Source organism: Clostridium sp. CX1 (genome assembly GCF_025398335.1).
GTDB lineage: Bacteria > Bacillota > Clostridia > Clostridiales > Clostridiaceae > Clostridium_AM > Clostridium_AM tanneri.
This window is the reverse complement of sequence record NZ_JAODOO010000006.1, coordinates 139,785-162,718: the sequence shown is the minus strand read 5'-3', so window position 1 is coordinate 162,718 and position 22,934 is coordinate 139,785. Positions and strand designations below refer to the sequence as shown.

Annotated in this window: 24 protein-coding genes and 2 riboswitches; of the genes, 19 read left to right on the top strand and 5 right to left on the bottom strand. The window is 32.6% G+C overall.

The features are described from left to right. Positions 1–224: 224 nt before the first annotated feature. On the top strand, positions 225–347 hold the full coding sequence (locus N4T77_RS08800; RefSeq protein WP_261671397.1) for a hypothetical protein: 123 nt from the start codon (positions 225–227) through the stop codon (positions 345–347). Between the two features lie 42 nt (positions 348–389). Here the strand turns inward: N4T77_RS08800 and N4T77_RS08795 are convergent, their stop codons facing one another. Next, complete coding sequence (locus tag N4T77_RS08795) at positions 390–1,028, bottom strand: amino acid ABC transporter permease (protein ID WP_261671396.1); 639 nt, start codon at positions 1,026–1,028, stop codon at positions 390–392. A gap of 20 nt (positions 1,029–1,048) precedes the next feature. After that, the gene (locus N4T77_RS08790) at positions 1,049–1,870 is read right to left on the bottom strand and encodes an amino acid ABC transporter substrate-binding protein (protein WP_261671395.1); all 822 of its coding nucleotides are present in this window, start codon (positions 1,868–1,870) and stop codon (positions 1,049–1,051) included. A gap of 287 nt (positions 1,871–2,157) precedes the next feature. On the opposite strand from N4T77_RS08790, the gene N4T77_RS08785 reads away from it, so the two are divergent. Continuing rightward, positions 2,158–2,499 (top strand): flagellar protein FlaG, encoded by a 342-nt coding sequence (locus N4T77_RS08785; RefSeq protein ID WP_261671394.1) that lies wholly within the window; start codon positions 2,158–2,160, stop codon positions 2,497–2,499. Between the two features lie 153 nt (positions 2,500–2,652). On the opposite strand, the gene thiE is transcribed toward N4T77_RS08785, so the two are convergent. From thiE to thiD, 3 genes are read right to left on the bottom strand one after another with little or no spacing between them, the layout of a single operon-like run. After that, positions 2,653–3,264 carry a thiamine phosphate synthase gene (gene thiE, locus N4T77_RS08780; RefSeq protein ID WP_261671393.1) on the bottom strand — a complete coding sequence of 204 codons (612 nt, stop codon included), beginning with the start codon at positions 3,262–3,264 and terminating at the stop codon, positions 2,653–2,655. Beyond that, positions 3,255–4,076, bottom strand: coding sequence for a hydroxyethylthiazole kinase (gene thiM / locus N4T77_RS08775; RefSeq protein WP_261671392.1), 822 nt, complete (start codon positions 4,074–4,076; stop codon positions 3,255–3,257). Before thiM ends, thiE begins: the two co-directional genes overlap by 10 nt. Before the next feature lie 26 nt (positions 4,077–4,102). Next, the gene (thiD, locus tag N4T77_RS08770; protein ID WP_261671391.1) at positions 4,103–4,906 is read right to left on the bottom strand and encodes a bifunctional hydroxymethylpyrimidine kinase/phosphomethylpyrimidine kinase; all 804 of its coding nucleotides are present in this window, start codon (positions 4,904–4,906) and stop codon (positions 4,103–4,105) included. A 162-nt stretch (positions 4,907–5,068) separates the two neighbouring features. Continuing rightward, positions 5,069–5,168: riboswitch (TPP riboswitch) on the bottom strand. Positions 5,169–5,402: 234 nt separating this feature from the next. Between thiD and N4T77_RS08765 the strand changes: the two genes are divergently transcribed. The 17 genes from N4T77_RS08765 (at position 5,403) to N4T77_RS08685 (ending at position 22,839) form a co-directional block, all read left to right on the top strand. Further along, positions 5,403–6,305, top strand: coding sequence for a D-alanine--D-alanine ligase (locus N4T77_RS08765; RefSeq protein WP_261671390.1), 903 nt, complete (start codon positions 5,403–5,405; stop codon positions 6,303–6,305). Positions 6,306–6,649: 344 nt separating this feature from the next. Beyond that, positions 6,650–8,977, top strand: coding sequence for a carbamoyltransferase HypF (gene hypF, locus N4T77_RS08760; protein ID WP_261671389.1), 2,328 nt, complete (start codon positions 6,650–6,652; stop codon positions 8,975–8,977). Positions 8,978–9,024: 47 nt separating this feature from the next. After that, the gene (hypA, locus tag N4T77_RS08755; protein WP_261671388.1) at positions 9,025–9,369 is read left to right on the top strand and encodes a hydrogenase maturation nickel metallochaperone HypA; all 345 of its coding nucleotides are present in this window, start codon (positions 9,025–9,027) and stop codon (positions 9,367–9,369) included. 1 nt (position 9,370) lies between these two features. Beyond that, positions 9,371–10,039, top strand: coding sequence for a hydrogenase nickel incorporation protein HypB (gene hypB / locus N4T77_RS08750; RefSeq protein WP_261671387.1), 669 nt, complete (start codon positions 9,371–9,373; stop codon positions 10,037–10,039). Positions 10,040–10,070: 31 nt separating this feature from the next. Beyond that, the gene (gene tatA / locus N4T77_RS08745; RefSeq protein WP_261671386.1) at positions 10,071–10,247 is read left to right on the top strand and encodes a twin-arginine translocase TatA/TatE family subunit; all 177 of its coding nucleotides are present in this window, start codon (positions 10,071–10,073) and stop codon (positions 10,245–10,247) included. 34 nt (positions 10,248–10,281) lie between these two features. Further along, the gene (gene tatC / locus N4T77_RS08740) at positions 10,282–11,022 is read left to right on the top strand and encodes a twin-arginine translocase subunit TatC (protein ID WP_261671385.1); all 741 of its coding nucleotides are present in this window, start codon (positions 10,282–10,284) and stop codon (positions 11,020–11,022) included. A gap of 1 nt (position 11,023) precedes the next feature. Then, positions 11,024–11,755, top strand: a complete 732-nt coding sequence (tatC, locus tag N4T77_RS08735) for a twin-arginine translocase subunit TatC (RefSeq protein WP_261671384.1) — start codon at positions 11,024–11,026, stop codon at positions 11,753–11,755. Between the two features lie 21 nt (positions 11,756–11,776). Continuing rightward, positions 11,777–12,001 carry a HypC/HybG/HupF family hydrogenase formation chaperone gene (locus N4T77_RS08730; RefSeq protein ID WP_261671383.1) on the top strand — a complete coding sequence of 75 codons (225 nt, stop codon included), beginning with the start codon at positions 11,777–11,779 and terminating at the stop codon, positions 11,999–12,001. After that, the gene (hypD, locus tag N4T77_RS08725; RefSeq protein WP_261671488.1) at positions 11,988–13,073 is read left to right on the top strand and encodes a hydrogenase formation protein HypD; all 1,086 of its coding nucleotides are present in this window, start codon (positions 11,988–11,990) and stop codon (positions 13,071–13,073) included. Before N4T77_RS08730 ends, hypD begins: the two co-directional genes overlap by 14 nt. Before the next feature lies 1 nt (position 13,074). Beyond that, complete coding sequence (hypE, locus tag N4T77_RS08720; protein ID WP_261671382.1) at positions 13,075–14,082, top strand: hydrogenase expression/formation protein HypE; 1,008 nt, start codon at positions 13,075–13,077, stop codon at positions 14,080–14,082. Positions 14,083–14,244: 162 nt separating this feature from the next. After that, entirely contained in the window at positions 14,245–16,614 is a 2,370-nt protein-coding gene (locus tag N4T77_RS08715; protein ID WP_261671381.1) for a cell wall-binding repeat-containing protein, read from the top strand. Between the two features lie 81 nt (positions 16,615–16,695). Continuing rightward, on the top strand, positions 16,696–17,688 hold the full coding sequence (locus N4T77_RS08710) for a hypothetical protein (protein WP_261671380.1): 993 nt from the start codon (positions 16,696–16,698) through the stop codon (positions 17,686–17,688). A gap of 72 nt (positions 17,689–17,760) precedes the next feature. Further along, positions 17,761–19,269, top strand: coding sequence for a nickel-dependent hydrogenase large subunit (locus N4T77_RS08705; RefSeq protein ID WP_261671379.1), 1,509 nt, complete (start codon positions 17,761–17,763; stop codon positions 19,267–19,269). Then, positions 19,269–19,724 (top strand): HyaD/HybD family hydrogenase maturation endopeptidase, encoded by a 456-nt coding sequence (locus tag N4T77_RS08700; RefSeq protein WP_261671378.1) that lies wholly within the window; start codon positions 19,269–19,271, stop codon positions 19,722–19,724. Before N4T77_RS08705 ends, N4T77_RS08700 begins: the two co-directional genes overlap by 1 nt. 244 nt (positions 19,725–19,968) lie before the next feature. Beyond that, a riboswitch (SAM riboswitch) is annotated at positions 19,969–20,081 on the top strand. A gap of 287 nt (positions 20,082–20,368) precedes the next feature. Beyond that, entirely contained in the window at positions 20,369–21,334 is a 966-nt protein-coding gene (locus tag N4T77_RS08695; protein WP_261671377.1) for a methionine ABC transporter ATP-binding protein, read from the top strand. Next, positions 21,327–21,968, top strand: coding sequence for a methionine ABC transporter permease (locus tag N4T77_RS08690; protein ID WP_261671376.1), 642 nt, complete (start codon positions 21,327–21,329; stop codon positions 21,966–21,968). The genes N4T77_RS08695 and N4T77_RS08690 overlap by 8 nt, the downstream gene beginning before the upstream one ends. Positions 21,969–22,017: 49 nt before the next feature. Beyond that, positions 22,018–22,839, top strand: a complete 822-nt coding sequence (locus N4T77_RS08685) for a MetQ/NlpA family ABC transporter substrate-binding protein (protein WP_261671375.1) — start codon at positions 22,018–22,020, stop codon at positions 22,837–22,839. Positions 22,840–22,934 lie beyond the last annotated feature (95 nt).

Genomic DNA, 22,934 nt, shown 5'->3' with positions numbered 1-22,934 from the left:
GGTTATATCAAATCTGAAAAAATATTTATTAAATGGAAAGCATTTTTCATATACAAAAAAAACTCATTATGATATATTAGAGTAACATTTTTATAGGAATAGAAATATACTGTGAGTATAAAATAGTATAGAATTTATTTCATGAAACACTAATTGACAATTGCAAGATATGGTGGTAATATTTTACAGTGTCAATAAATTATAAAGAAAGGTAGGGATTATTTATGAATAAAAACAAAGGTTTTCAAATTCCAATGGATGTTATTGAAGAATGTTTAAAAGAGTGTTTGGACAATACTGGTAATGAAAATGGAAAAGAAAAAACAAGTTCTGTTAGCAGTAGGTAACTAGAACCTGTTCATTACAATTTTTTGCATTTCTATATAAGATTAATAAAATGAGTACTTCTTTTCTAATTTTCTAAACATCAGCACTAATAATGATGTGATCAAAAGATATACAGCGGCAGCTATTATAAATGGTGTTATAGTAAAATCTCTTGTAACCACTTCCTTAGCAGCCCTGAGCAAATCACCGATACCTATAGCTGCAACTAGTGCCGTATCCTTTATAAGATTTATGGCTTCATTACAGACAGGAGGAATAACATTCCTTGCTGCCTGGGGAAGTATTATTCTTATCATAGTTTGACGATAGTTCATTCCAAGAGCTTTGGCTGCCTCAAATTGACCTCTATCAACTGATTCAATACCAGCTCTAAAGGTTTCAGCTAAGTATGCTGCATAGTTTACAGTAAAAGCTATGCTAGCGGCAGTTAATGGTGTTAATCTTATGCCTACTACAGGAAGACCAAAGTATGTGAAGAAAAGTTGAAGAAGTAAAGGGGTGCCCCTAAAAGCCCATGTATATAAGCTTAAAACTGCCTTCAATGGTTTAATTTTTGAATTTTTCCCTAAGGCTACAAGAATGCCTAGGGGTACTGAACAAACTGCTACTATTATAAATAACTCTAAGGTTATTATGCTCCCTTTTAGTATAAATCCTGTAATATCCATAAGATTAGCCATTAAAACCACTTCCTAACTAGTTATTTTGTAATTATATCTTTTCCAAACCATTTTTGAGATATTTTATCTGCTGTTCCGTCAGCCTTCATAGCATCTAGAGTTTTATTAAGTTCTTCTTTAAAGCTATTATCATTCTTTCTTATACCTACGCCATAATCTTCTTTTCCGAAATCTTCATCAAGAACCTTGTACAAGCCAGGTTTTTTAGATATGTAGTATCTTCCTACTACTTCGTCAACAATTACTGCATCTACACGGCCTTGATTTAAATCCATTAAAGCCTCTGTATTATTTGAATATTTTCTAGTATCCTTTAATGCACTTGAAGTTTCCTTATCAGCTGTTAAAGCAGTTTCACTGCTGCTTCCTAGTTGAATACCAACTACCTTACCAGATAAGTCTTTTTTACCTTTTATAGTAGAATCATTTTTTACAACAATAATTTGTTTGTTTTGAAGATATACATTTGAAAAAGCTATCTGTTCTTTTCTTTTGTCTGTTATAGTTAAACCATTCCAAATTACATCTATGTCCTTATTATTTAAGCTAAGTAGAACACCATCCCATTGAACAGGTTTAAATACAGCCTTTACACCCATTCTCTTTGCAGCTTCCTTTGCTAAATCAATATCAAAGCCAACAATTTCTCCTTTATCGTCTTTAAATCCCATTGGTGGAAAGCTGTCATCAAGCCCAACAACAAATTCTCCTTTTTCTTTAATCTCTTTTAAGGAACTATCTTGAGCTTGGCTACCATTAGCTTGTTTACTATTGCCACATCCTGAAAGTATAAGACCTATGGAAAGTACTGCTATAGTTAAAATTGATAATTTTTTTTTCATTTTTGAATCCCCGCCTTTTTAATTATTTAATTACAATACCTATTATACTTTAGCGTATTAAATTTGTAAAGTAGTGAAATAAAATTTTATAGAATTTTTTACTATAAGTTTAGAAAAGGCTATATTATTATTTAATTTTATGTAACTATATCCACTTTTACATAAAATATCGAAAAGTGGGTATTTTCAATATGATTATAATAAAATATAATATAATGTAGAAAATGAGCAAATAAAATCGAATGTAGTTATGTACATTAAAGTTTTGTGAGTTAGGAGGGGGCAATTTGAAGGTACAGGTTTCAGATACTCAATTATTTGAAATGGGCAATATTCAGTGCAGCGGTAATGAAAATAATTATGAAAATAACTACGAGAATACAAAGGCTAGTAACTCTAAATCTGAATATGAGCCTCTAATAGAGTCTTGGAGAAAGGCAGATAAAGAGTTGTCTGCAAGTAATACCAGTGTTCAATATTCCATTCATGAAGAGACTAAAGATCTTATAATAAAAATTGTAAATAATAACACAAAAGAAGTTATAAGAGAAATTCCGTCGGAGAAAATACTTGATATGTTTGCTGATATGTGTAAAAGAAATGGTATATTTGTTGATAATATAGCATAGGATTTTTATTGGTGTTTCATAAACTTTTACAGTAGGTATCGTAAAGAAAAGTATGGTATTTGTTAGAATTAAGGAAACAGTTCGCAGTTTTAAAGTATTCCTATGAAGAAAACTACGAACTATTTCTTTATTATGAGAAAAATGAAGACAAACTTATAATTTTAATGATCTTGCTGCAGCTTTAATATCTTCTTTTCCTAGTATTGCTGATATAATGGAGATTCCATTTACTCCAGTAGCTAAAACTTCCCTGAAGTTATTTTCATTTATGCCGCCAATAGCTACAGCAGGTATATTGATATTCTGGTAAATATCTTTTAGGGTCTCTATTCCTAGCGGTACATCTATGTCTTTTTTTGTTCCAGTGTAGAATATGGCACCAATACCTAAATAGTCTGCTCCATCTCTTTCTGCTTCTAAAGCTTCCTCTAAAGTTCCTGCGGAAATGCCTATAATCTTATTTTTACCTAATATTTTTCTAGCAATTTTTAGAGGCATATCATCTTGACCAAGATGAACTCCATCTGCATTTATAGCCTGCGCAATATCTATTCTGTCGTTTATTATAAATGGAATCTTGTAATGGTCTGTTACTTCTTTTACTTCTAAAGCAACCTTAAAAAATTCTCTTGTGGAAATGTTCTTTTCTCTAACTTGAACCATGGTGGCACCGCCAAGTATTGAATCTTCTACTACAGTTTTTAAACTTCTGCCCTTTAGAAAACTTCTATCAGTTATAAGGTATAAGCTATAGTCTATTTCCATGTTATTCTACCTTCTTCCATAAGTTTTTCTTCTGTTAGCGTATAAATACAGTCAATTAGTTTTACTCTAAAGCTTCCAGGAGCCTTAGCTATTTCATGAGCTTCTTCCCCTGCTAAATTCATCGAAAGAATTGCTGTTACAGTGGATATAAATTTATCTTGAGATACGGCAGCTGTGCCCCCGCAAAGAGCTCCAACCATACATCCAGCACCAGTTACTTTGGTTAACATTTCGGTGCCATTTTCAATAATTGCACTACGAATACCGTCAGTTATGTAATCCTTTTTTCCAGTAGCTGCAACTACACAATTATATTTTTGTGCTAGTGCAATGCAGGCATCTAAGGCATCGTCACCATTATCTAAGGAATCAACACCACGAACTTCAGAGGATTTTCCAGCTAAAAATTTTATTTCTCCAATATTACCTTTAACAACATCAACTCTTCCAAGCTCTAAAATTCTATTTATTACAGAAAGTTTTCTTGGAATAGCTGCACAAGCCACAGGATCTAATACAACAGGAACATTATTCATTTTTGCAGATATACTAGAGAGCACCGCTGCTTCTTCCTGTTCCTTAGTCAAAGTTCCAACATTTAAGTATAAAGCAGATGAAATTTTAGTAAAATCAAAAACCTCATCATAGGCTTCACACATAGCAGGTGAAGCTCCATAAGCTAAAAGTACGTTGGCACAGTCATTTATTGTTACGTAGTTAGTTATACATTGAACAAGCGGAACCTTGCTTCTAAGTTCAGTGAAAGTATTACATACTTCTTTAATATAAGTGTTTTCAAAGTTATTACTCATTTTCATTCCCCCAAAATATTTATATTTTATTCATAAGAAATCTTTGCTTTTTTATAAACCTCTATAAAATGACCTACAGGGCCAACACCATGGCCTATAGAAAAAGAATTTTCTATAGCCCTAGTTATATATTGTTTGGATAGGGAAACTGCTTCTTCTACAGAGTTCCCTTTAGCTAGGTAAGATGCTATAGCTGAGGACAAGGTACAGCCTGTACCATGAGTGTTTTGAGTTTCTATTCTATGACCTTCAAGGGTTATAAATTTATCTCCAGAAAGAAGTATATCGTTGGCATCATTGCATCTATGACCACCTTTTATTAATACATTTTTTGCTCCAAGTTCCTTTATTTTTAATGCTGCAGTCTTCATCTCTTCAGCATTTTGTATTTTCATTCCAGTTAGCACTTCCGCCTCAGGAATATTTGGTGTTACCACCTCTGCAATGGATATAAGATTCTTTATGGCTGATTCTGCCTCAGGTTTTAATAAAAAATAACCACTTTTAGATACCATAACTGGATCTAATACAATATTTTTAGCATTGTATTTTTTTAGTAAGGCTTTAATTATTTCTATAGTTTTGCTATTTGATACCATACCAATTTTTACAGCATCTACAGTTATGTCCTCAAAGATAGATTTTATTTGAGCTTCCACAAGCTCCTCTGTAACCTCCATGACATTTTGAACCCCTATTGTATTTTGTGCGGTTATTGCAGTAATTGCACTCATTCCGTAAACACCTAGGGAGCTCATAGTTTTTAAATCAGCCTGAATACCTGCGCCTCCACAACTATCTGAGCCGGCAATTGTTAATACTTTTTTCATTTTAAACACCTCTGCTTTGCCGTGGGAGAGTTAGCTAATTGGACTAAAATTGCTTTGAACCGGATATAGGTAAAAAGTAGGAAGGGTAAAAGACAGGCTTTTGTATAAATTTAAAATAAAAAAGTGTATTGCGGAAAAGCAATACACTTATAGTAACAAAGTGATATAATACGACTTGCTTCCCTACGCCAGTGTTAACCGGATCAGGTTCAAAGGGTTAGAAAAAACTCTTCTCAGCCTTATGGCACCCCCACAAAAATTTATTTAATTGTTCTACTATTACTTTAACATACTTATCCAAAACTGCAACAGTTAAAATAGCCTGTTATACATAAATAGTTTAGCTTATTTTCAGTACTTCTTAAAAAAGCTGAGTTTCTTATACTAATGAAGCCACTTTTATTATAAAATAGAGGAAAGGTGGTACTTAACTTATTTCAATAATATTAATACAATATTATTAAGAAAAGTAAATAAGGTGTATGGAGGAATGAAAATGAAGATTGGAGTTATTATGGGAGGAGTATCCTCAGAAAGAGAAGTATCTTTAAACTCAGGGAAAGAAATAGTTAAATACTTTAATAAGGATAAATATGAGGTTGTTCCTATAGTTATAGATAAAAAAGATGATGTAATGGAAAAAGCTAAAGATATAGATTTTGCATTTATTGCTCTTCATGGAAAATTTGGTGAGGACGGAACAATACAAGCTGTACTGGAAACAATGGACATTCCATACTCAGGCTGTGGACCACTTACCAGCGGAATATGTATGGATAAGGATATAACTAAAAGAATACTAAGACAGTCAGGAATAAATACTGCTGATTGGTTATGCGTTAGAAGTGTAGATGAGATAGACTATGATTATATAGATAAGATGGGATACCCAGTGTTCGTAAAGCCAAATAGCGGTGGTTCTAGTGTAGCTACAAACTTGATTAAGAAAAAAGAAGACATAGAAAGTGCAGTAAGCTTAGCATTAGATTACGATAAGGAAGTTATGATTGAAAAGTATATAAAAGGCGATGAAATAACTTGCTGTATGTTAGATGGAAAAATGATAGCTATAATAGCTATTAAACCTAAAGCTGAATTCTTTGACTATACAGCAAAATATGCTGATGGCGGCTCAGATGAAATAGTAGTACAATTTGAAGAAGGCTTACAAAAGAAAATTGAAGAAATGGCATTAGAATGCTGGAAGGTTCTAAAATGTAGTGTATACGTAAGAGTAGATATGATAATAAAGGAAGGCGTACCTTATCTGCTTGAGTTAAATACTTTACCTGGAATGACAAAGAATAGTCTATTTCCTAAAGGTGCAAAGGCTGTAAATATGTCTTACAGTGATTTGTTAGATAAAGTAACAGAATTATCTTTGAAGGAAGTAAGATAATAAATGATAACAGATATCACTTGATTTATTTGTGAAAAATTCTTTGTGATAAAATGTAGGAATATAAATATTTATAAAAGTAACTTACTTAATTGAAGTTAAAATATTATAAAGGCAGATTGAATTTTCATGATGAAGTTTTTGAAAATTTAATCTGTCTATTTTTTATGTGCACGCATATTTATGTATTAATTTAGAATATACTTATTTATTTAGATAATAAGGAAAAGTCTTATTGCAGTGGAAAAAATTTATTGCTAGGGTTACCTTTTTATAATACAAATCTTAATTTTGCTGCAAGTGAATTACTAAAAAATAAAATTTAAGGAGCATGAGTTTTTTATATGAAAAGAATTTTTATAAAAGTTGAAGGTATTGTTCAAGGAGTAGGTTTTAGGCCATTTGTATATAACTTGGCAGTTTCTCTAGATATAAAGGGCTGGGTAAATAACAATTCTGAAGGGGTATACATAGAACTTCAAGGCGAGGAAAGAGCTTTAGAACAATTTTTATATAAATTAAAAAATAATCCACCACCTCTTTCAAAAATAGAAGATATCAACATAGAGGAAAGAGAGCTAGCAAATTATAGCGATTTTATAATTAAAGACAGTGAGGAAAGAAGTGAAAAAATAACTTTAATATCTCCTGATATGGCTACCTGTGATCAGTGCATTGCTGATATAGGCTCTATTTCAAATAAAAGATACCAATATGCCTTTACAAATTGTACAAACTGTGGACCTAGATTTTCTATTATAAAATCAATCCCTTATGATAGGGATAAGACCACTATGAAAAAATTTGAAATGTGCAGTAATTGTTTAGAAGAATATACAGACCCAACAAATAGAAGATTTCATGCTCAACCTAATGGCTGTGAAAACTGTGGGCCTCACATTTGGGTGGAGGATGCTGATGGAAAAAACCAAATTACAGAGAATGTTATAGAATTTACTAAGGGACAACTTAAAGAAGGAAAGATTTTTGCTGTAAAAGGACTTGGAGGATTTCATCTTGTATGCGATGGGACAAATGAAAAAGCGATAGAGCTTTTAAGGCTAAGAAAAAATAGACCCCATAAACCTTTAGCTGTAATGATAAGAGATATTGAAAGTATTAGAAAATATTGTACAGTTAACTGGGAAGAAGAAAAAATTCTTACTGGGAGCAGGAAGCCAATCGTTGTATTAGACCAGATTGCCGATTATAACCTTCCAGATAACATTGCACCAAACCAGAAGACATTAGGAGTAATGCTTCCTTATACGCCGCTTCATTATCTTCTCTTTTCAAGAGATATAGAAGTACTCATTATGACTAGTGCCAATATTCATGGACTACCAATTGAATATATAAACGAAAGTGCTAGAGAAAAGCTTAAAGGTATAGTTGATTATTTTCTTCTACATAATAGAGATATTTATGTACCTGTAGACGATTCAGTTGTAAAAGTAGTAAGCGGTGAAAGCAGAATGATGAGAAGAGCAAGAGGCTATGCTCCAGAACCTATAAAGATGAACTGCAAAAATGGAATTTTAGCCTGTGGTTCAAATATGAAAAATACTTTTTGTATTACAAAGGAAAACTTCTTATTTTTAAGTCAACATAATGGCGATTTAGAAAATCTTGAAACTTATGAGCACTATAAGAGAAACATTGAGCATTTTGAAAATATTTTCGATTTTAGCCCTAGATATATTGCCTGCGATATGCATCCGTCATACTCTTCTAGTGTATATGCTAATAGCATAGATTTGCCCAAAGTACATGTACAGCATCATCACGCCCATATAGTAAGCTGTCTAGTTGAAAATAAAGTAGAAAATAAAGTGATAGGTGTTGCTTATGATGGTACTGGGTATGGAACTGATGGAAAGGTTTGGGGCGGAGAGTTTTTAATATGTAATAGTAAAGAGTTTGATAGAGTTGGACATCTAGAATATAGCAAGATGCCAGGAGGAGACAAGGCTATTAAGGAACCTTGGAGGATGGCTGTAGCACATATTTATAATGCCTTTAAAGATAAGGAAGCTAACAGTACAAACACTATTCTAGCAGAATCAGAAGTTATAGATTCTAATAGTATACAGAAAGATAATTATGAAGCTGTGTTATATAAACTCTGGGGAAAGGATTGCCACAATATACTTGCAATTTTGAATGCAAATATAAGTTGTCCAGAAACTTCCAGCATGGGAAGATTATTTGATGCTGTGTCAAGTATTATTGGAGTAAGAGATATCATAAGTTATGAAGGTCAAGCTTCCATTGAATTGGAAGCAGAAATTGAAATAGATTGCAAAGATGAATATCCATATACCATTATAAAATCAAGGTGCAGTATAGTGGAAGTTAAGGATACTATAAAAGCTGTTTTACTTGACAGGTTAACAGGGGTATCAAAAGGAAAGATGGCTGCAAAATTTCACAATACAATAATTAGCTTCACCTGTAAAATGTGTGAGATTATAAGGGAGCAATCCAATATTAGGGAGGTTGCCCTTAGTGGAGGAGTTTTCCAAAATTCATATTTATTAAGCAAGCTTATAGATAAATTAGATAAGTCAGGATTCATAGTTTATACCAATAAGAGTATACCCTGTAATGACGGTGGAGTTTCTATAGGACAAATAGCTATAGCTAATAAACTAATACAAGAGATAAGTTAGTTATAGAATGAAAAACTAAAGATTTTGATACAAGTGAGTTGAAGATTATGCATGAGGTTTCTATTATTCAAAGTGTTATTGATATAGTATTAAAAAAATCAGAAGAAAATAAACTGAAAACTATTAACAAGATTTCTTTAAAGATAGGAGATTTCTCAGGAGTAGCGAAAGATTCACTAATGTTCGCTTTTCAGGGAATCTCAAAGGAAACAGTTTTAGAAAATACAGAATTGGTTATTGAGAGGGTAAAAGCTACAGGAGAGTGTAATCAGTGTAACCTTATATTTGAAATTGAACATTTTAATAAACTATGCCCAAAATGCAATAAATTTTGCAGTAGCATATTAACCGGTCATGAATTATATATAGACACAATAGAAGGAGATAAATAAGATGAGTGAAATAAAAGTTATAACTAATATACTAAGTACAAACGAGGAGATTACAACAAAAAATAAACAGCGATTAGATGAAAAAGGAATATATGTAGCTAATTTAATGAGCTCACCAGGTTCAGGTAAAACCTCAATACTTGAAAAGATAATTGGAACATTGAAAAATGAATTAAAGATAGCGGTAATCGAAGGAGATATATATACTACAAAAGATGCTGAAAGAATAGAGGCACAAGGTGTAGAAGTAGTACAAATTAATACAGGTGGAGCTTGTCACCTTGATGGAGATATGATTAAGAGTGCTTTAGATGCATTGAATCTTGACCAGGTAGACTTCCTTGTTATAGAAAATGTAGGTAACTTGGTGTGTCCTGCAGAATTTGAAATTGGTGAAGATATAAAGATTTCAGTTTTAAGTACTACAGAGGGAAATGATAAGCCTTTAAAATATCCTTTAATGTTTGAAAAAAGTGAAGCAGTAATATTAAATAAAACAGATCTTATAGAGTTTACTAACTTTAGTAAGGAAGAATTCTATAAGGATATTAAAGCCTTAAATGTAAATGCTAAGATATTTGAAACATCTTGTGTAAAAGAACAAGGTATAGAAGAATTATGTGGATGGTTAAAAGAAAAAATAGAAGCTAAAAAAGAAAAATTAAAATAAAAATATAATATAAATTTAGGAGGTATAAAGAATGCCAAGTTTAGGATTTCCAGAGTTAATTTTAGTTCTAATAATTGCATTAATTTTATTTGGACCAGGCAAGCTTCCATCAGTAGGTGCAGCTGTGGGAAAGGCTTTAAATGAATTTAAGAAAGCATCCAGAGAGCTAACTAGTGATGAAATAGTTACTAATAAAGAAGAAAAATAGAATCTAATAAATAAACCAGTTAAGGAGCAGAAATATGATAAGTAGCGATAAAATTATACAGGCTGCTAGATGGCTTGATAAGTATAGAAAAAAAATAATATTTATGCTTTTACTTCCTGTGATAGTGTCCTGTGGTACATACGCTTTTAGTGATTATATAATAGAAGTGCTTGTAAAACCTTTAAAGGGAATGAATTTATTCTTTTTAACTCCAATGGATGGTATTATGGCAAAAGTAAAAATAGCTATTTTTACAGGAATAATTCTAACAATACCAATAATAGCCTACATAGTTGTGTCACTAGCAGCTTCAAAGTTACATAAAAAAACTAAAAGAATAATAAGGTTTGTTATAATACCTTTTGCTACTTTTTCTTTTCTAGGTGGAGTTTTGTTTGGATATAAGTTTGTAATACCAAGCACAATAGAATTTTTGATAAGCTGCGGCAATGATTTTATGAGTGCAACGCTTAGAGGAAGTGATTACTTTTCCTTTATCACGCTCCTACTAATATCAATAGGATTAGTGTTTGAACTTCCCTTAGTATTGGTTGCATTATCGAGAACTGGTTTTCTTACTTCTAGAATGCTAATGAAAAGAAGAAAGATAGCTATAATCTTAATAATAGTCTTTGTTGCCCTTATAACACCAACTCCAGATATTTTTACATTAATGATAGTTTCTCTTCCTATGATTATATTATTTGAAACAAGTATTTGGTGGATATTTTTATTGGAGAAGGGTGATAGAAAAGTTATAAGAGGTGGCATATAAAATGGATAATACTGAAATGTCGGTAATTGAACATTTGCAAGAATTAAGAAAGAGATTGATTATAAGTTTTGCCTCTATATTTATCGCTTCAGTAATTCTCTATCAAAAGATTTTACTATTAATAGAAATCTTTATGAGACCAGTAGAAGAATTAAAATTCGACTTGGTGTACTTTTCCTTAATAGAAGGATTTATGACTAGATTTAAGGTTTCTTTGCTTGCTGGAATTATATTGGTTAGTCCTATAATATTTTATCAAATAGGAGCATTTATATTTCCAGGGTTAACTAGTAAAGAGAAAAAAATATTAAATTATATGGCTTTCTATTTGTCGGCATTTTTTATAGGTGGAACCTTTATAGGATATTTTTTAGTACTTCCTCATGTGCTCAATTTCCTTATAAGTTATAGTACTAGTTATATGAACCCTATCTTATCTGGAAGTATGTATTTAAGTTTTATAGGAATATTTTGTATTGTAATGGGAATAGTTTGTACTATGCCGCTAGTTTTTTTGTTTTTAGCAAAGCAGCAAGTAGTATCTGTAAAAACACTGATGAAATGGAGAAAATATGTGGTTGCCATAGCAATAGCACTAGAGCTATGTTTTGTCCCATCTTCAGATGCTATAACCTTTATTGCCATTGTGTTTCCTATAATTATTTTATATGAGTTAAGTTTATGGATACTTTATTTTAAGGAAAAAAGAAGAAAAAAGAGAGAGTCAGTTTAAATATATAAGGGAGGAATTAGAGTGTGTCTTTCAGTTCCAGGAAAGATAGTTAAAATTCAGGACAGCATAGGTACTGTGGAGATAGGAACTATAAAAAGAGAAGTATTTCTGCATTTAGTACCAGAGGTTAAGGCTGGAGAATATGTCTTAATACATGCTGGTTGTGCTATTGAAACTATAGATGAAGAAGAAGCGGAGAAAACATTGAAAATCATAAGGGAGTTAGACTATGATGAAATTTGTTGACGAGTTTAGAAATGAAGCTTATGCAAAAAAACTTATAAGGGATTTGCAAAATATTACAAAAGAAGAGATAAGTATAATGGAGGTCTGTGGAACTCACACTATGTCTATATTTAAGTATGGTATAAGGCACGTTTTACCATCTAATATAAAGCTTATCTCAGGACCAGGATGTCCAGTTTGTGTCACTCCTCAGAGCTATATAGATACTGCACTTCAATTGTCTTTAAAAGAAGATGTTATTATAGCAACCTTTGGGGATATGATGAGAGTGCCTGGTAAAAACACTTCCTTGTTAAAGAGAAAAGCAGAAGGTGATGATATAAGAGTAGTATATTCTCCTATGGATGCTATGTTTCTAGCTAAAGAAAATCCAGATAAGAAGGTTGTTTTTCTATCAGTAGGTTTCGAAACTACTACTCCTATGACTGCAGTAACAGCAGTGGAAGCTAAAAAATTGGGAATTAATAACTTATTGTTTTTAACTTCTCATAAAGTAGTTCCTCCAGCTATAAGAGCATTAGTAGTAGATGATGAATTAGAAATAAGTGGGTTTCTTTTACCTGGGCACGTAAGTGCAATTATAGGAGAAAAGCCCTATGAGTTTTTAAGTAAAGAATATAAAATTCCCGGTGTAATAGCTGGCTTTGAGCCAATTGATATTTTAAAAGCTCTGGTTACTCTTGTAACTATGATAGCTGAAAATAAGCCTAGAATTGTAAACGAATATAAGAGAATAGTGAGACCGGATGGGAATCCTAACGCAACAAAATATCTGGAAAAGGCTTTCAAGAAAATAGAAAGCAGATGGAGAGGAATTGGCATAATAGCGGACAGCGGATATGCTTTAAATGGTGAATATGAAAGTTTTGATGCTTTAAAGCATTTCAAAGTAGAAATGAAAGAATATGATGGTAGTCCAGGCTGTAGGTGCGGTGAGATTCTGAAAGGGAAAATAACGCCTAAGGAATGTCCGTTATTTGGAAAGGTATGTACGCCAGAAAATCCAATTGGGTCCTGTATGGTATCTTCTGAAGGAAGCTGTGCAGCTTACTATAGGTATGGAGGATTGTAGAATGGAAGAAAAAATATTACTTAGTCATGGCAGTGGTGGAAAGCAAACAAATAAATTAATAAGTGAACTGTTTTTAAAATACTTTAACAATGATATATTAAATAGATTAGAGGATGCAGCCCATCTTGTTTTAGATAGTAGGGATTTAGCATTCACTACAGATTCTTTTGTCGTAAACCCTATTTTTTTTAATGGAGGAGACATTGGAAAGCTGGCTGTTTGCGGTACAGTAAATGACTTAGCTGTTAGCGGTGCCAAACCTTTATATTTAAGTAGTGCCTTTATTATAGAGGAGGGCTTTTCTTTAGAAAAGCTAGAAATAATAGTAAAGTCTATGGCTGAGGAAGCTCATAAAGCAGGTATAAAAATTGTAACAGGAGATACTAAAGTAGTTGATAGAGGTAGTGCAGATGGAGTTTTTATCAATACTACTGGTATAGGAGTAAAATATCAAGGAATTAATATCAGAAGCAATAATGTTAAACCAGGTGATCTGGTTATTGTCAATGGTACATTAGGAGACCATGGAGCAACTATTATGAGTGGAAGAAGCGGCCTTGGCATTGAGGGAGATTTAAAGAGTGATTGCGCATCTTTGAACTCACTGGTGGATTCTATATTAGAGATATGTCCAGAAACACATATGCTAAGGGATGCTACGAGAGGCGGGGTTGCAGCTGTATTAAATGAGATTGCAGAAATGAGTGAAGTAACTATTGTTCTAGAGGAAAAGGCTATTCCAGTTAAAGAAGAAGTTACAGGAGTTTGCGAACTTTTAGGTTTAGATCCTTTATATATTGCAAATGAAGGAAAAATATGTGCCTTCGTTCCAGAGAAAGATGCAGATAAAGTATTAGAAGAAATGAGAAAGCATGTTTTAGGTGCTGATTCAGCAATAATAGGAAAAGTAATAGAAGATACAGGGTATAAGGTTTATATGAACACTAGTATAGGTGGAAAGAGAATTATTGATATGCCTTCTGGTGAACAACTGCCAAGAATATGCTAATTAATATATTAATATTGGTTACGAATATTAATATATTTTTTAATAAATTATTGATAATAAGTATCATTATCAATTGTAAAAAGGAGGGCACGATGTGATTCGTAAAAACAAAAAACAAAAATATCTAAAGCCTTTGTAGTATTTCTAAGCTGCGTAGCATTTTTGTTTCCGAAAAATCTAGTATTTGCAGTAGATGCATTAGTACCTGTTATTACATTAAATGGAGACTCAACTGTTAACCTAGAACCTGGAGCAAGTTCCACAGAGGAAGGAGCAGCAGTTGCAGATGCAGAGGGTACAACATCACCTGCAAGCACATCCAATGAAGCTTCGTCAGTAGAGGAAGGAAATATATCTAATTCAGAAGGTATAACATTATCTGAAGGTACGTCAAGTGAGGACTTACCTGTAAATGCAGAAAATCCATTAAATGTAGAAGAAAAAACAATACCTGTAATTACATTAAACGGGGAGCAAGTTGTAAATGTATCAATTGGAACAAGTTACATAGACCCAGGAGTAACAATTGCAGATGACAAAGATACTAGTTTATCTGCAAAGATTACTTTTACAAAGAATGGTAATTTAGTTAACTCAATTTCTACTCTCTTTGAAGAAAGCTATGTGATTCATTACGGAGTTACTGATTCAGATGGAAATGCAGCTGAAGAAGTGACTAGAACAGTGCATGTGGTAAGTGAAGAGGATTCTCCAATATCTGATAAGTATTTTGTTGATGGATATTATACAGACTTAAGTTTTAATATCCTCAGTGATTCAGAAATTAGTAACTTAATAATAGATAGAATATCACCAATAATTTCATTAAAAGGAAACTCATTAGTAAAGATAGCTACTGGAACAAATTACACTGAGGAAGGTGTGACAGTTACTGATAACAAGGATACTAACTTAGCTCCAGTAGTAACTTATACAAAGGATGGAAGTCCAGTAGATTCCATTAATACAACCGTAGAGGGAACTTACTTAGTTCACTACAATGTTAGTGATGCAGCTGGAAACGCAGCTACAGAAGTAATCAGAACAGTTGTAGTACAAACAAAACATTCAGGAGGCGGTGGAGGATCAAGTTCCTCAGGGAACTCAACTAATATATCAAATACAAATAGTTCAACTGTTATAAATGCTATTAAATCTGCTTCTAATGGTTCTAAGATTCAAGTTGATGTATCAATAAATAAAAACATTGTAAAAGATATATTTGATGCAATTAAAAATACTGATAAAACAGTAACTTTTGTACAATCAGGTATACAGTGGAGCTTTAAAGGTGCGGATATTACAGAAGCTAGCAAGGATATTGATATGAAAGTTGATATAAATACGCTAGATAAGTCAGCAACTATCAATAAAGAAGCAATATCTAGTAAAGTTAACAATGAAGATCTTATGATAGTATCCTTTGCAAATAATGGGCAACTTCCAGGAAGATCCAAAATAAAGCTTAAACTAGATACTAATTGGATATCTAATAAAGATAAGAATAATATAGAAGTTTATTATTATAATGAATCTACCGGAAAAATTGAAAATATAGCTAGCCAATTAAAGATTGATACAAATGGATATATAGAATTTGATATAACACATAATAGTGATTATATTATTACAGATAAAGAAATACCGGTAGAACAAAGTATAGTAAGATTAGGTGGAAACAATAGATACGAGACCTCAGTAAAGGTTTCGCAAAATAAGTGGACAACTTCTGATTATGTAGTTCTAGCTAGTGGAGAAGAATTTGCAGATGCTTTAAGTGCAACTCCTTTAGCAAAACAATTAAATGCACCTATACTATTAACTTCAGGTAGGGTTCTTGATTTAACTGTTATAGAAGAATTAAAGAGGCTGCAAGTTAAAAAGGTATACATAATAGGTGGTACTGGCGCAGTATCTGTAAATGTTGAAGATGTACTAAAATCTATGAATATAAATATAGAAAGAATTAGTGGAAGGGACAGATATGAAACTTCCTTAGCAGTAGCACAAAAACTTAATAAAGCAAGTCAGGTGTTCTTATGTGCAGGAACAGGATTTGCAGATGCACTTTCTATATCTTCATATGCAGCTGCAAATGGAAACCCAATATTACTAGTTGGAAACAATGAAATAAATTCAGAGGTTATTAAATTCATAAATGATAACAAGAGCAAGGTTTATGTTATAGGTGGTACTGGAGCAATATCTGATAATGTGTTGAACAGTATTTCTGGAGCAGAAAGAATCTCTGGTGATAACAGATATGAAACAAATACAGCTGTAGTAAGCAAGTTTAACAGCAACTTTGATTTCACAAACGTTTATGTATCAGTAGGAGAAAACTTCCCAGATGCAATTTGCGGTTCAGCCTTAGCTGGAGCAAATGGAGCACCAATCGTATTAATAAATACAAGTGATTTAGATAGTAACAATTCATATGTTAAGTCTCAATTATTAAAAGCAAATAAAGTCAATGTACTTGGCGGAGAAGGAATAATATCTACAGGTACTATAAATAAAATACTTAAGTAAAAAGTTGGTTAAAACAGGATTTTAATATTAGTCTTTAACTAAAATTAAGGTCCTGTTTTATAATGAAGGAGGAAAAAGCATATGAACATGACAAGAAGAAATTTTCTTAAGTGGATGATAGCTTCTGGAGTAGCTGTAGGAATGGGGAAAATAGACTTTGCTAAAGCGGAAGAAATTATAAATAATACCCAATTCGTACCTGTAGTTTGGCTTCAGGCAGCAGGCTGCTCAGGTTGTACTATAGCATTTTTAGATATGGTAGAAAACGAAGTAGATACTATGTATACGGTAGAAGATCTTTTAATAAATAAAATAGACTTAAAATACCATAGTACTTTAATGACTGCATCTGCCGCTGAGTCTATGGAAATTCTTAATGCTGAATATAATAACAGTGGTTATATCCTTGTAGTTGAAGGAGGAATTCCAACTAGTCAGGATGGAGCCTATTGTATAATTGGTGAGAAAGATGATAAACCATGGACAGCATTACAAGCATTAAAAGACTTTGCTGCAAATGCCAGCAGCATAATTGCAATAGGAACTTGCTCTGCTTATAGAGGAGTTTCAGGAGCAGGAGATAATATTACAAAAGTTAAAGCTGTAGATGAGATTCTTACTGAATATGGTGATAAAATAATAAATTTACCAGGTTGTCCAGTACAGCCTTATATTATTGGAGGTACTATAGCTAAGCTGTTAGCAGGTGAAACTTTAGCTAAAGATTCTAGGAAAAGACCAAAAGATTTTTATGCAGCAGATTCTCTACATGTAAGGGCAGCTAGCAGTGCTACAGGAAAAGCCAATTGTCCTCTAAGAACACAGCAAAGCGGTAAAGCTACTACACTCGGAACTTGCGGAAAGTGTTTTGAAAATATGGGTTGCAGAGGAAGATATGATAGTGAAGTAAAAGTCACTTGCTATACAAAACTATGGGGAATGGATTGGAGTTGTAGTAAAGGATGCTTGGGTTCAGGAAGCATTTGTATAGGCTGCTCTAGTCCAAATTTTCCATATACTACATACACACCTGATGGAGTTGCTGCAGCTAGCAGTATATATAGTTTTAAATAATAAACATCAACTACATAAGACAAACTTAGTTAAAAATATTTATGATAAATTAAAGGAAAAGGAAGGGATAGTATGGCAACCGTTAAACTTGATCCTGTTACTAGATTAGAAGGACACATGAAGGTTGAAGTTGAGATAGATGATAACAATAAAGTTATTGGAGCAAAAAGCACAGGAAATATGTTTAGAGGATTTGAGGCAATGCTTAAGAATCGAGATCCAAGAGATGCTGTACACATAACCCAAAGAATATGCGGATTATGTCCTGTATCCCATGGAATGGCTGCGGTTAAAGCCTTAGAAGCATCTAGAGAGTTTACTGCTTCAAGTCAAGCTAAAATAATGAGAAACTTAATTCAGGGTGGTAACTTTGTGTCAGATCATATACTGCATTTTTATCATTTATCACTTCTAGATTATGTTAAGGGACCAGACAAATCACCTTGGCATACTAGTTATAATACAGATATGAGATTTACAAAAGCTGAAAGTAGTAAAATTTTTAATAATTATGTGAAAGCTTTAGATATAAGACGTAAGGCCCATCAAATGATTGCACTATTTGCAGGAAGAATTCCTCATGTGAGATCCATAATGCCAGGTGGAGTAACAAAAATACCAACTGCAGATGAAATTAATCAGTATAAAAGTTATCTGGCAGAGGTTAAGGATTTTGTAAATAATCAATATTATGAAGATGTACAAAAAGTTGCATCGGTTTATAAGGATTATTTTAATATAGGTAAGGGCTATGGAAACTTAATTTCCTTTGGGGTTTTTGAAGTGGAGGCAGGAGGTAAATCGCAGAATTTATTCAGAAGCGGAAGATATACTAAGGGGCAGCTTCTCACTGTAGATTTTAATAAAATCAAGGAATCTACTAAATATTCTTGGTATGAAGAAAGCAATCCGTTAAGTATAAATTCAGAGGGTACAAATCCAGATATTAATAAAGCTGGTGCATATTCATGGGTAAAAGCAACAAGATATTCTAATATACCTCATGAAGCAGGCCCTATTGCTAGAATGTGGATAAATGGAGATTATAGAAATGGTGTTTCTGTTATGGATAGACATGTAGCTAAAATGCTTGAAGCTAAAAAGATAGCAGATGCATTGTCTATATGGATTGATAACTTAAATCCATATACTATAACTTCAGAGCAAACAACAGGATATACATATAAACCTGATTTATATGATCCCAAAATGCATAAGTTTGATTATATAACTGCTGGAGAAGGTATAGGAACTACTGAAGCACCAAGAGGTGCATTACTTCATTATGTTAAATATGGTATAGACCCTTCAAAAACTACTCAGAGTATAATTGAAAATTATCAAGTTATAACACCAACTTGCTGGAATGCCTCACCTATGGATCATAAGGGCCAAAGAGGACCTTTGGAGCAAGCTTTAATTGGAGTAAAAATTCAAGATGTAAATAACCCTGTTGAATTGTTAAGAATTGTTCACTCTTTTGATCCATGCACTGCTTGTGCAGTTCATATAATGACTCCAGATAAATCTGTAGATAAAAGCTTTATAGTCTCTGCTCCAAATCCTAGTGGTGTGCTTTAATGAAAAATACAACTATTTTGGGAATAGGTAATTTGCTTTTAAAGGATGATGGTATTGGCGTTCATCTAGTTCAACATCTGGAAAAATTGAATTATGACACTATTTATAATGTGGAATTAATAGATGGTGGTACCTGCATACTAGAGCTCTTAGATGTATTTGCAAGAAGTGAAAAAGTTATAGTTTTAGATAGTTTAAAAGGTGGACATTCTCCAGGTACTATTTATAAGCTCACTCCAGAGCAGCTTGGAACTTACATAAGAGAAAATACATCACTACATGATGTACAAATACTAGACATAATAGGAGATGCTAAATTACTAGGATATAATCCACAGGTAATTATAGTAGGTGTGGAACCAGCTGAAATAACTTATGATTTAGAACTGTCGCCTGTTATTAGTGATCGTATTCCCCAGATTATAGAGATTATTAGAGAAGAACTCTGCTTATAAGCACTGGGCTTAGGTGTGAAAACCACAGCCACATTACTTTATTTAATTTTGTCTACAGCTAAAGCTGCAGATGGATGCTTTTTATTTATAATATACCTTCCTAATACATAAATTTTTTAGGCATAATTGAATTTAAATTCTAAAGGCTATGTAAGAAAAATAGGCATTATTAAAGAATAGAAAAGTATTGACAATATAAAAAACTAGTGATAGAATTTAAAACATAAATTAAATAAAGAACTTGTACTTATCAAGAGAGGTGGAGGGACTGGCCCTATGAAGCCCAGCAACCAGTATTGTTGTTTAAACAATAATACAATGGTGCTAATTCCTACAGCGTAAGCTGGAAGATGAGAGGATATCGTTGAGATTTTAAGCTCGAGGTTTTCCTCGGGCTTTAATTTTTGTGTATCTACTATTCTCTTAGAAGTTATCTTCTGAGGAAGTGTAGTACCAAAGGCTTAATTTTAGAATTCAATATCGGGCAACTATCTTAGGCACAACTAAAGTAGGTCTTGGATATTACATACAAATTTTACTTTAATAATGTAAAATTTTACAAAGGTGGCACTTTAATGATTTATCACTGTAAATTAAGAAGTTATTACGGAAGTATGCTTAGATAATTAGGAAGGAGAAATTAGATGATTGAAATTAGAGATGTAAATAAAAGTTTTTCTAATACAAAAGTTTTAAAAGAGGTAAGTCTAGATATAAAAAGGGGTGAAATTGTAGGAATAGTTGGACATAGTGGTGCTGGAAAGTCAACTCTTTTAAGATGTCTAAATGGGCTTGAAAGCTATGATAGTGGCAGCATAAAAGTTATGAGTAAAGAAATAAAAGAGCTAAGTGAAAGGGAATTAAGGAGCTTTAGAAAGGGGCTTGGTATGATATTTCAAAGCTTTAATCTCTTAAATAGAAAAAATGTATATGAAAATGTAGCTCTTCCACTAGAGGTATGGAACTATAGCAAAGCTGAAATAAATGCAAGAGTTACAAATTTGCTAGAACTTGTAGGACTTAAGGATAAAATGAACAGCATGCCAAGAGACCTAAGTGGAGGACAAAAGCAAAGAGTAGCTATAGCCAGAGCTCTTGCCCTTCAACCAGAGGTTTTATTATGTGATGAGGCAACTTCAGCACTAGATCCAAATACAACAAAATCTATACTTAATTTAATTAAAGAGATAAATGAAAAACTAAACATAACAGTTGTTATTGTTACCCATCAGATGGAGGTAGTAAAACAGATATGCTCAAAAGTAGCCATTATGGATAAAGGGGAAATAAAAAGCTTAGGTGATGCAGAGGAGTTATTTTTAAAGCCAGACAAGCATCTTGAAAAGCTGCTTGGAGAGGAGGAACTGTTGCCTGAGGAGGGGGTCAACATAAGATTATTCTTTCCGAAAGAACAAAGTCAGCAGGCGATTATAACATCTATGGCTAGAGAACTTAATATAGACTTTTCAATAGTTTGGGGAAAGCTGGAGAAATTCAGGGATAACGTGTTAGGAAGTCTTGTTATAAATACTACAGAAGATAACAAGACAAATATTTGCCAGTTTTTAAATTCAAAATCTATAGCTTGGGAGGTGATTGAAAATGCTTAGAGAGGTTCTAATGACTGCCTTAGGGCAAACTTTATACATGGTTATGGTTTCTACCATCTTAGCAGTTGCTATAGGATTTATACCTGCAATTATACTCGTTATTACAAGTGAAAAGGGGTTAAAACCAAATAAGGTTGTCTATAAAGGCTTAGATTTTATAATAAATATCCTAAGATCCTTCCCCTTTATAATACTGATGATAGCTATATTCCCATTTACCAAGTTAGTAGTTGGAAAAACCATAGGAACTACAGCAGCTATTGTACCCTTAACTATAGCAGCTGCACCTTTTGCAGCAAGAATAATAGAATCAGCTATGAAAGAAGTAGATCCGGGAGTAATTGAAGCTGCAAGGTCTTTTGGAGCAAGTAATTGGCAGATAATTTTTAAAGTTATTCTTAAAGAGGCCATTCCATCAATAATACTTGGAGTTACTTTAACAGTTATTAGTGTAGTGGGATATTCCGCTATGGCTGGTGCCATCGGTGGTGGTGGACTAGGAGATGTAGCTATTAAATATGGATATTATAGATTCCAAACAGATGTGATGATTTATACCGTTGTTATTCTCATTGTGATTGTGCAGCTTTTCCAGAGCATGGGAGATTTTATCTATAAGAAGCTTAGTAAATAATTATAAATTATATTTTAATATTATTAATAAAAATTAGGAGGAATTTAATATGAAAAAAGGAAAGATTTTATCAATAGTTTTATCAGGAATACTTGTTTTGGGGTTATCAGGATGCGGAGCAAAACAGACAGCGACAACTGCTTCAAATAGCGATGATAAGAAGGTAATAAAGATAGGGGCAACACCTGTACCCCATAAGGAGATACTAGAGCAAGTAAAACCAATACTTCAAAAGGAAGGATACGACCTTCAAATAGTTGAATTCACAGATTACGTAACGCCAAACACATCATTGGATGAAGGAGAATTAGATGCAAACTTCTTTCAGCACGTTCCATATCTAAGTAAATTTAATGAAGAAAAAAAGACCAAGCTAGACTATACAGCTAAAGTGCACATAGAGCCAATGGGTGTATATTCAAAGAAGATTACAAAACTAGATCAAATTAAAGAGGGAGCAGAAATTGCTATTCCAAACGATCCTACTAATGGAGCAAGAGCTTTAAGGTTATTGGAGAAAGAAGGACTTATAAAGTTAAAAGCTGGAGAACTTATATCCAAACAGGATATTACTGAAAATAAGAAGAATATAAAAGTTACTGAAATGGAAGCACCTCAACTTCCAAGAGTACTAGGAGATGTAGAAGCAGCTGTTATAAACACTAACTATGCTATAGAAGCTGGATTAAATCCATTAAAAGATGCAATAGCTATAGAATCTAAAGATTCACCTTATGCAAATGTGCTTGCTGTTAAGCAAGATGACAAAAGTAAGCCATATATCCAGGCTTTATCTAAGGCACTTAATTCTCCAGAGGTTAAGAAATTTATTGAAGAAAAATACAAGGGCAGCATAATACCAGCATTTTAAATAAGTTTTAACATATAAAATAACTATATAAATTCTTAATGTTAGAATTTATATAGTTATTTTCATTTCATAGAAGAACTCTCTATAGTAAAATA

Coding starts and splice junctions, on each gene's coding strand:
- N4T77_RS08800 (WP_261671397.1), top strand. CDS start 225: ATGAATAAAAACAAAGGTTTTCAAATTCCAATGGATGTTATTGAAGAA.
- N4T77_RS08795 (WP_261671396.1), bottom strand. CDS start 1,028: ATGGCTAATCTTATGGATATTACAGGATTTATACTAAAAGGGAGCATA.
- N4T77_RS08790 (WP_261671395.1), bottom strand. CDS start 1,870: ATGAAAAAAAAATTATCAATTTTAACTATAGCAGTACTTTCCATAGGT.
- thiE (WP_261671393.1), bottom strand. CDS start 3,264: ATGGAAATAGACTATAGCTTATACCTTATAACTGATAGAAGTTTTCTA.
- thiM (WP_261671392.1), bottom strand. CDS start 4,076: ATGAGTAATAACTTTGAAAACACTTATATTAAAGAAGTATGTAATACT.
- thiD (WP_261671391.1), bottom strand. CDS start 4,906: ATGAAAAAAGTATTAACAATTGCCGGCTCAGATAGTTGTGGAGGCGCA.
- N4T77_RS08765 (WP_261671390.1), top strand. CDS start 5,403: ATGAAGATTGGAGTTATTATGGGAGGAGTATCCTCAGAAAGAGAAGTA.
- hypF (WP_261671389.1), top strand. CDS start 6,650: ATGAAAAGAATTTTTATAAAAGTTGAAGGTATTGTTCAAGGAGTAGGT.
- hypA (WP_261671388.1), top strand. CDS start 9,025: ATGCATGAGGTTTCTATTATTCAAAGTGTTATTGATATAGTATTAAAA.
- hypB (WP_261671387.1), top strand. CDS start 9,371: ATGAGTGAAATAAAAGTTATAACTAATATACTAAGTACAAACGAGGAG.
- tatA (WP_261671386.1), top strand. CDS start 10,071: ATGCCAAGTTTAGGATTTCCAGAGTTAATTTTAGTTCTAATAATTGCA.
- tatC (WP_261671385.1), top strand. CDS start 10,282: ATGATAAGTAGCGATAAAATTATACAGGCTGCTAGATGGCTTGATAAG.
- tatC (WP_261671384.1), top strand. CDS start 11,024: ATGGATAATACTGAAATGTCGGTAATTGAACATTTGCAAGAATTAAGA.
- hypD (WP_261671488.1), top strand. CDS start 11,988: ATGAAATTTGTTGACGAGTTTAGAAATGAAGCTTATGCAAAAAAACTT.
- hypE (WP_261671382.1), top strand. CDS start 13,075: ATGGAAGAAAAAATATTACTTAGTCATGGCAGTGGTGGAAAGCAAACA.
- N4T77_RS08710 (WP_261671380.1), top strand. CDS start 16,696: ATGAACATGACAAGAAGAAATTTTCTTAAGTGGATGATAGCTTCTGGA.
- N4T77_RS08705 (WP_261671379.1), top strand. CDS start 17,761: ATGGCAACCGTTAAACTTGATCCTGTTACTAGATTAGAAGGACACATG.
- N4T77_RS08700 (WP_261671378.1), top strand. CDS start 19,269: ATGAAAAATACAACTATTTTGGGAATAGGTAATTTGCTTTTAAAGGAT.
- N4T77_RS08695 (WP_261671377.1), top strand. CDS start 20,369: ATGATTGAAATTAGAGATGTAAATAAAAGTTTTTCTAATACAAAAGTT.
- N4T77_RS08690 (WP_261671376.1), top strand. CDS start 21,327: ATGCTTAGAGAGGTTCTAATGACTGCCTTAGGGCAAACTTTATACATG.
- N4T77_RS08685 (WP_261671375.1), top strand. CDS start 22,018: ATGAAAAAAGGAAAGATTTTATCAATAGTTTTATCAGGAATACTTGTT.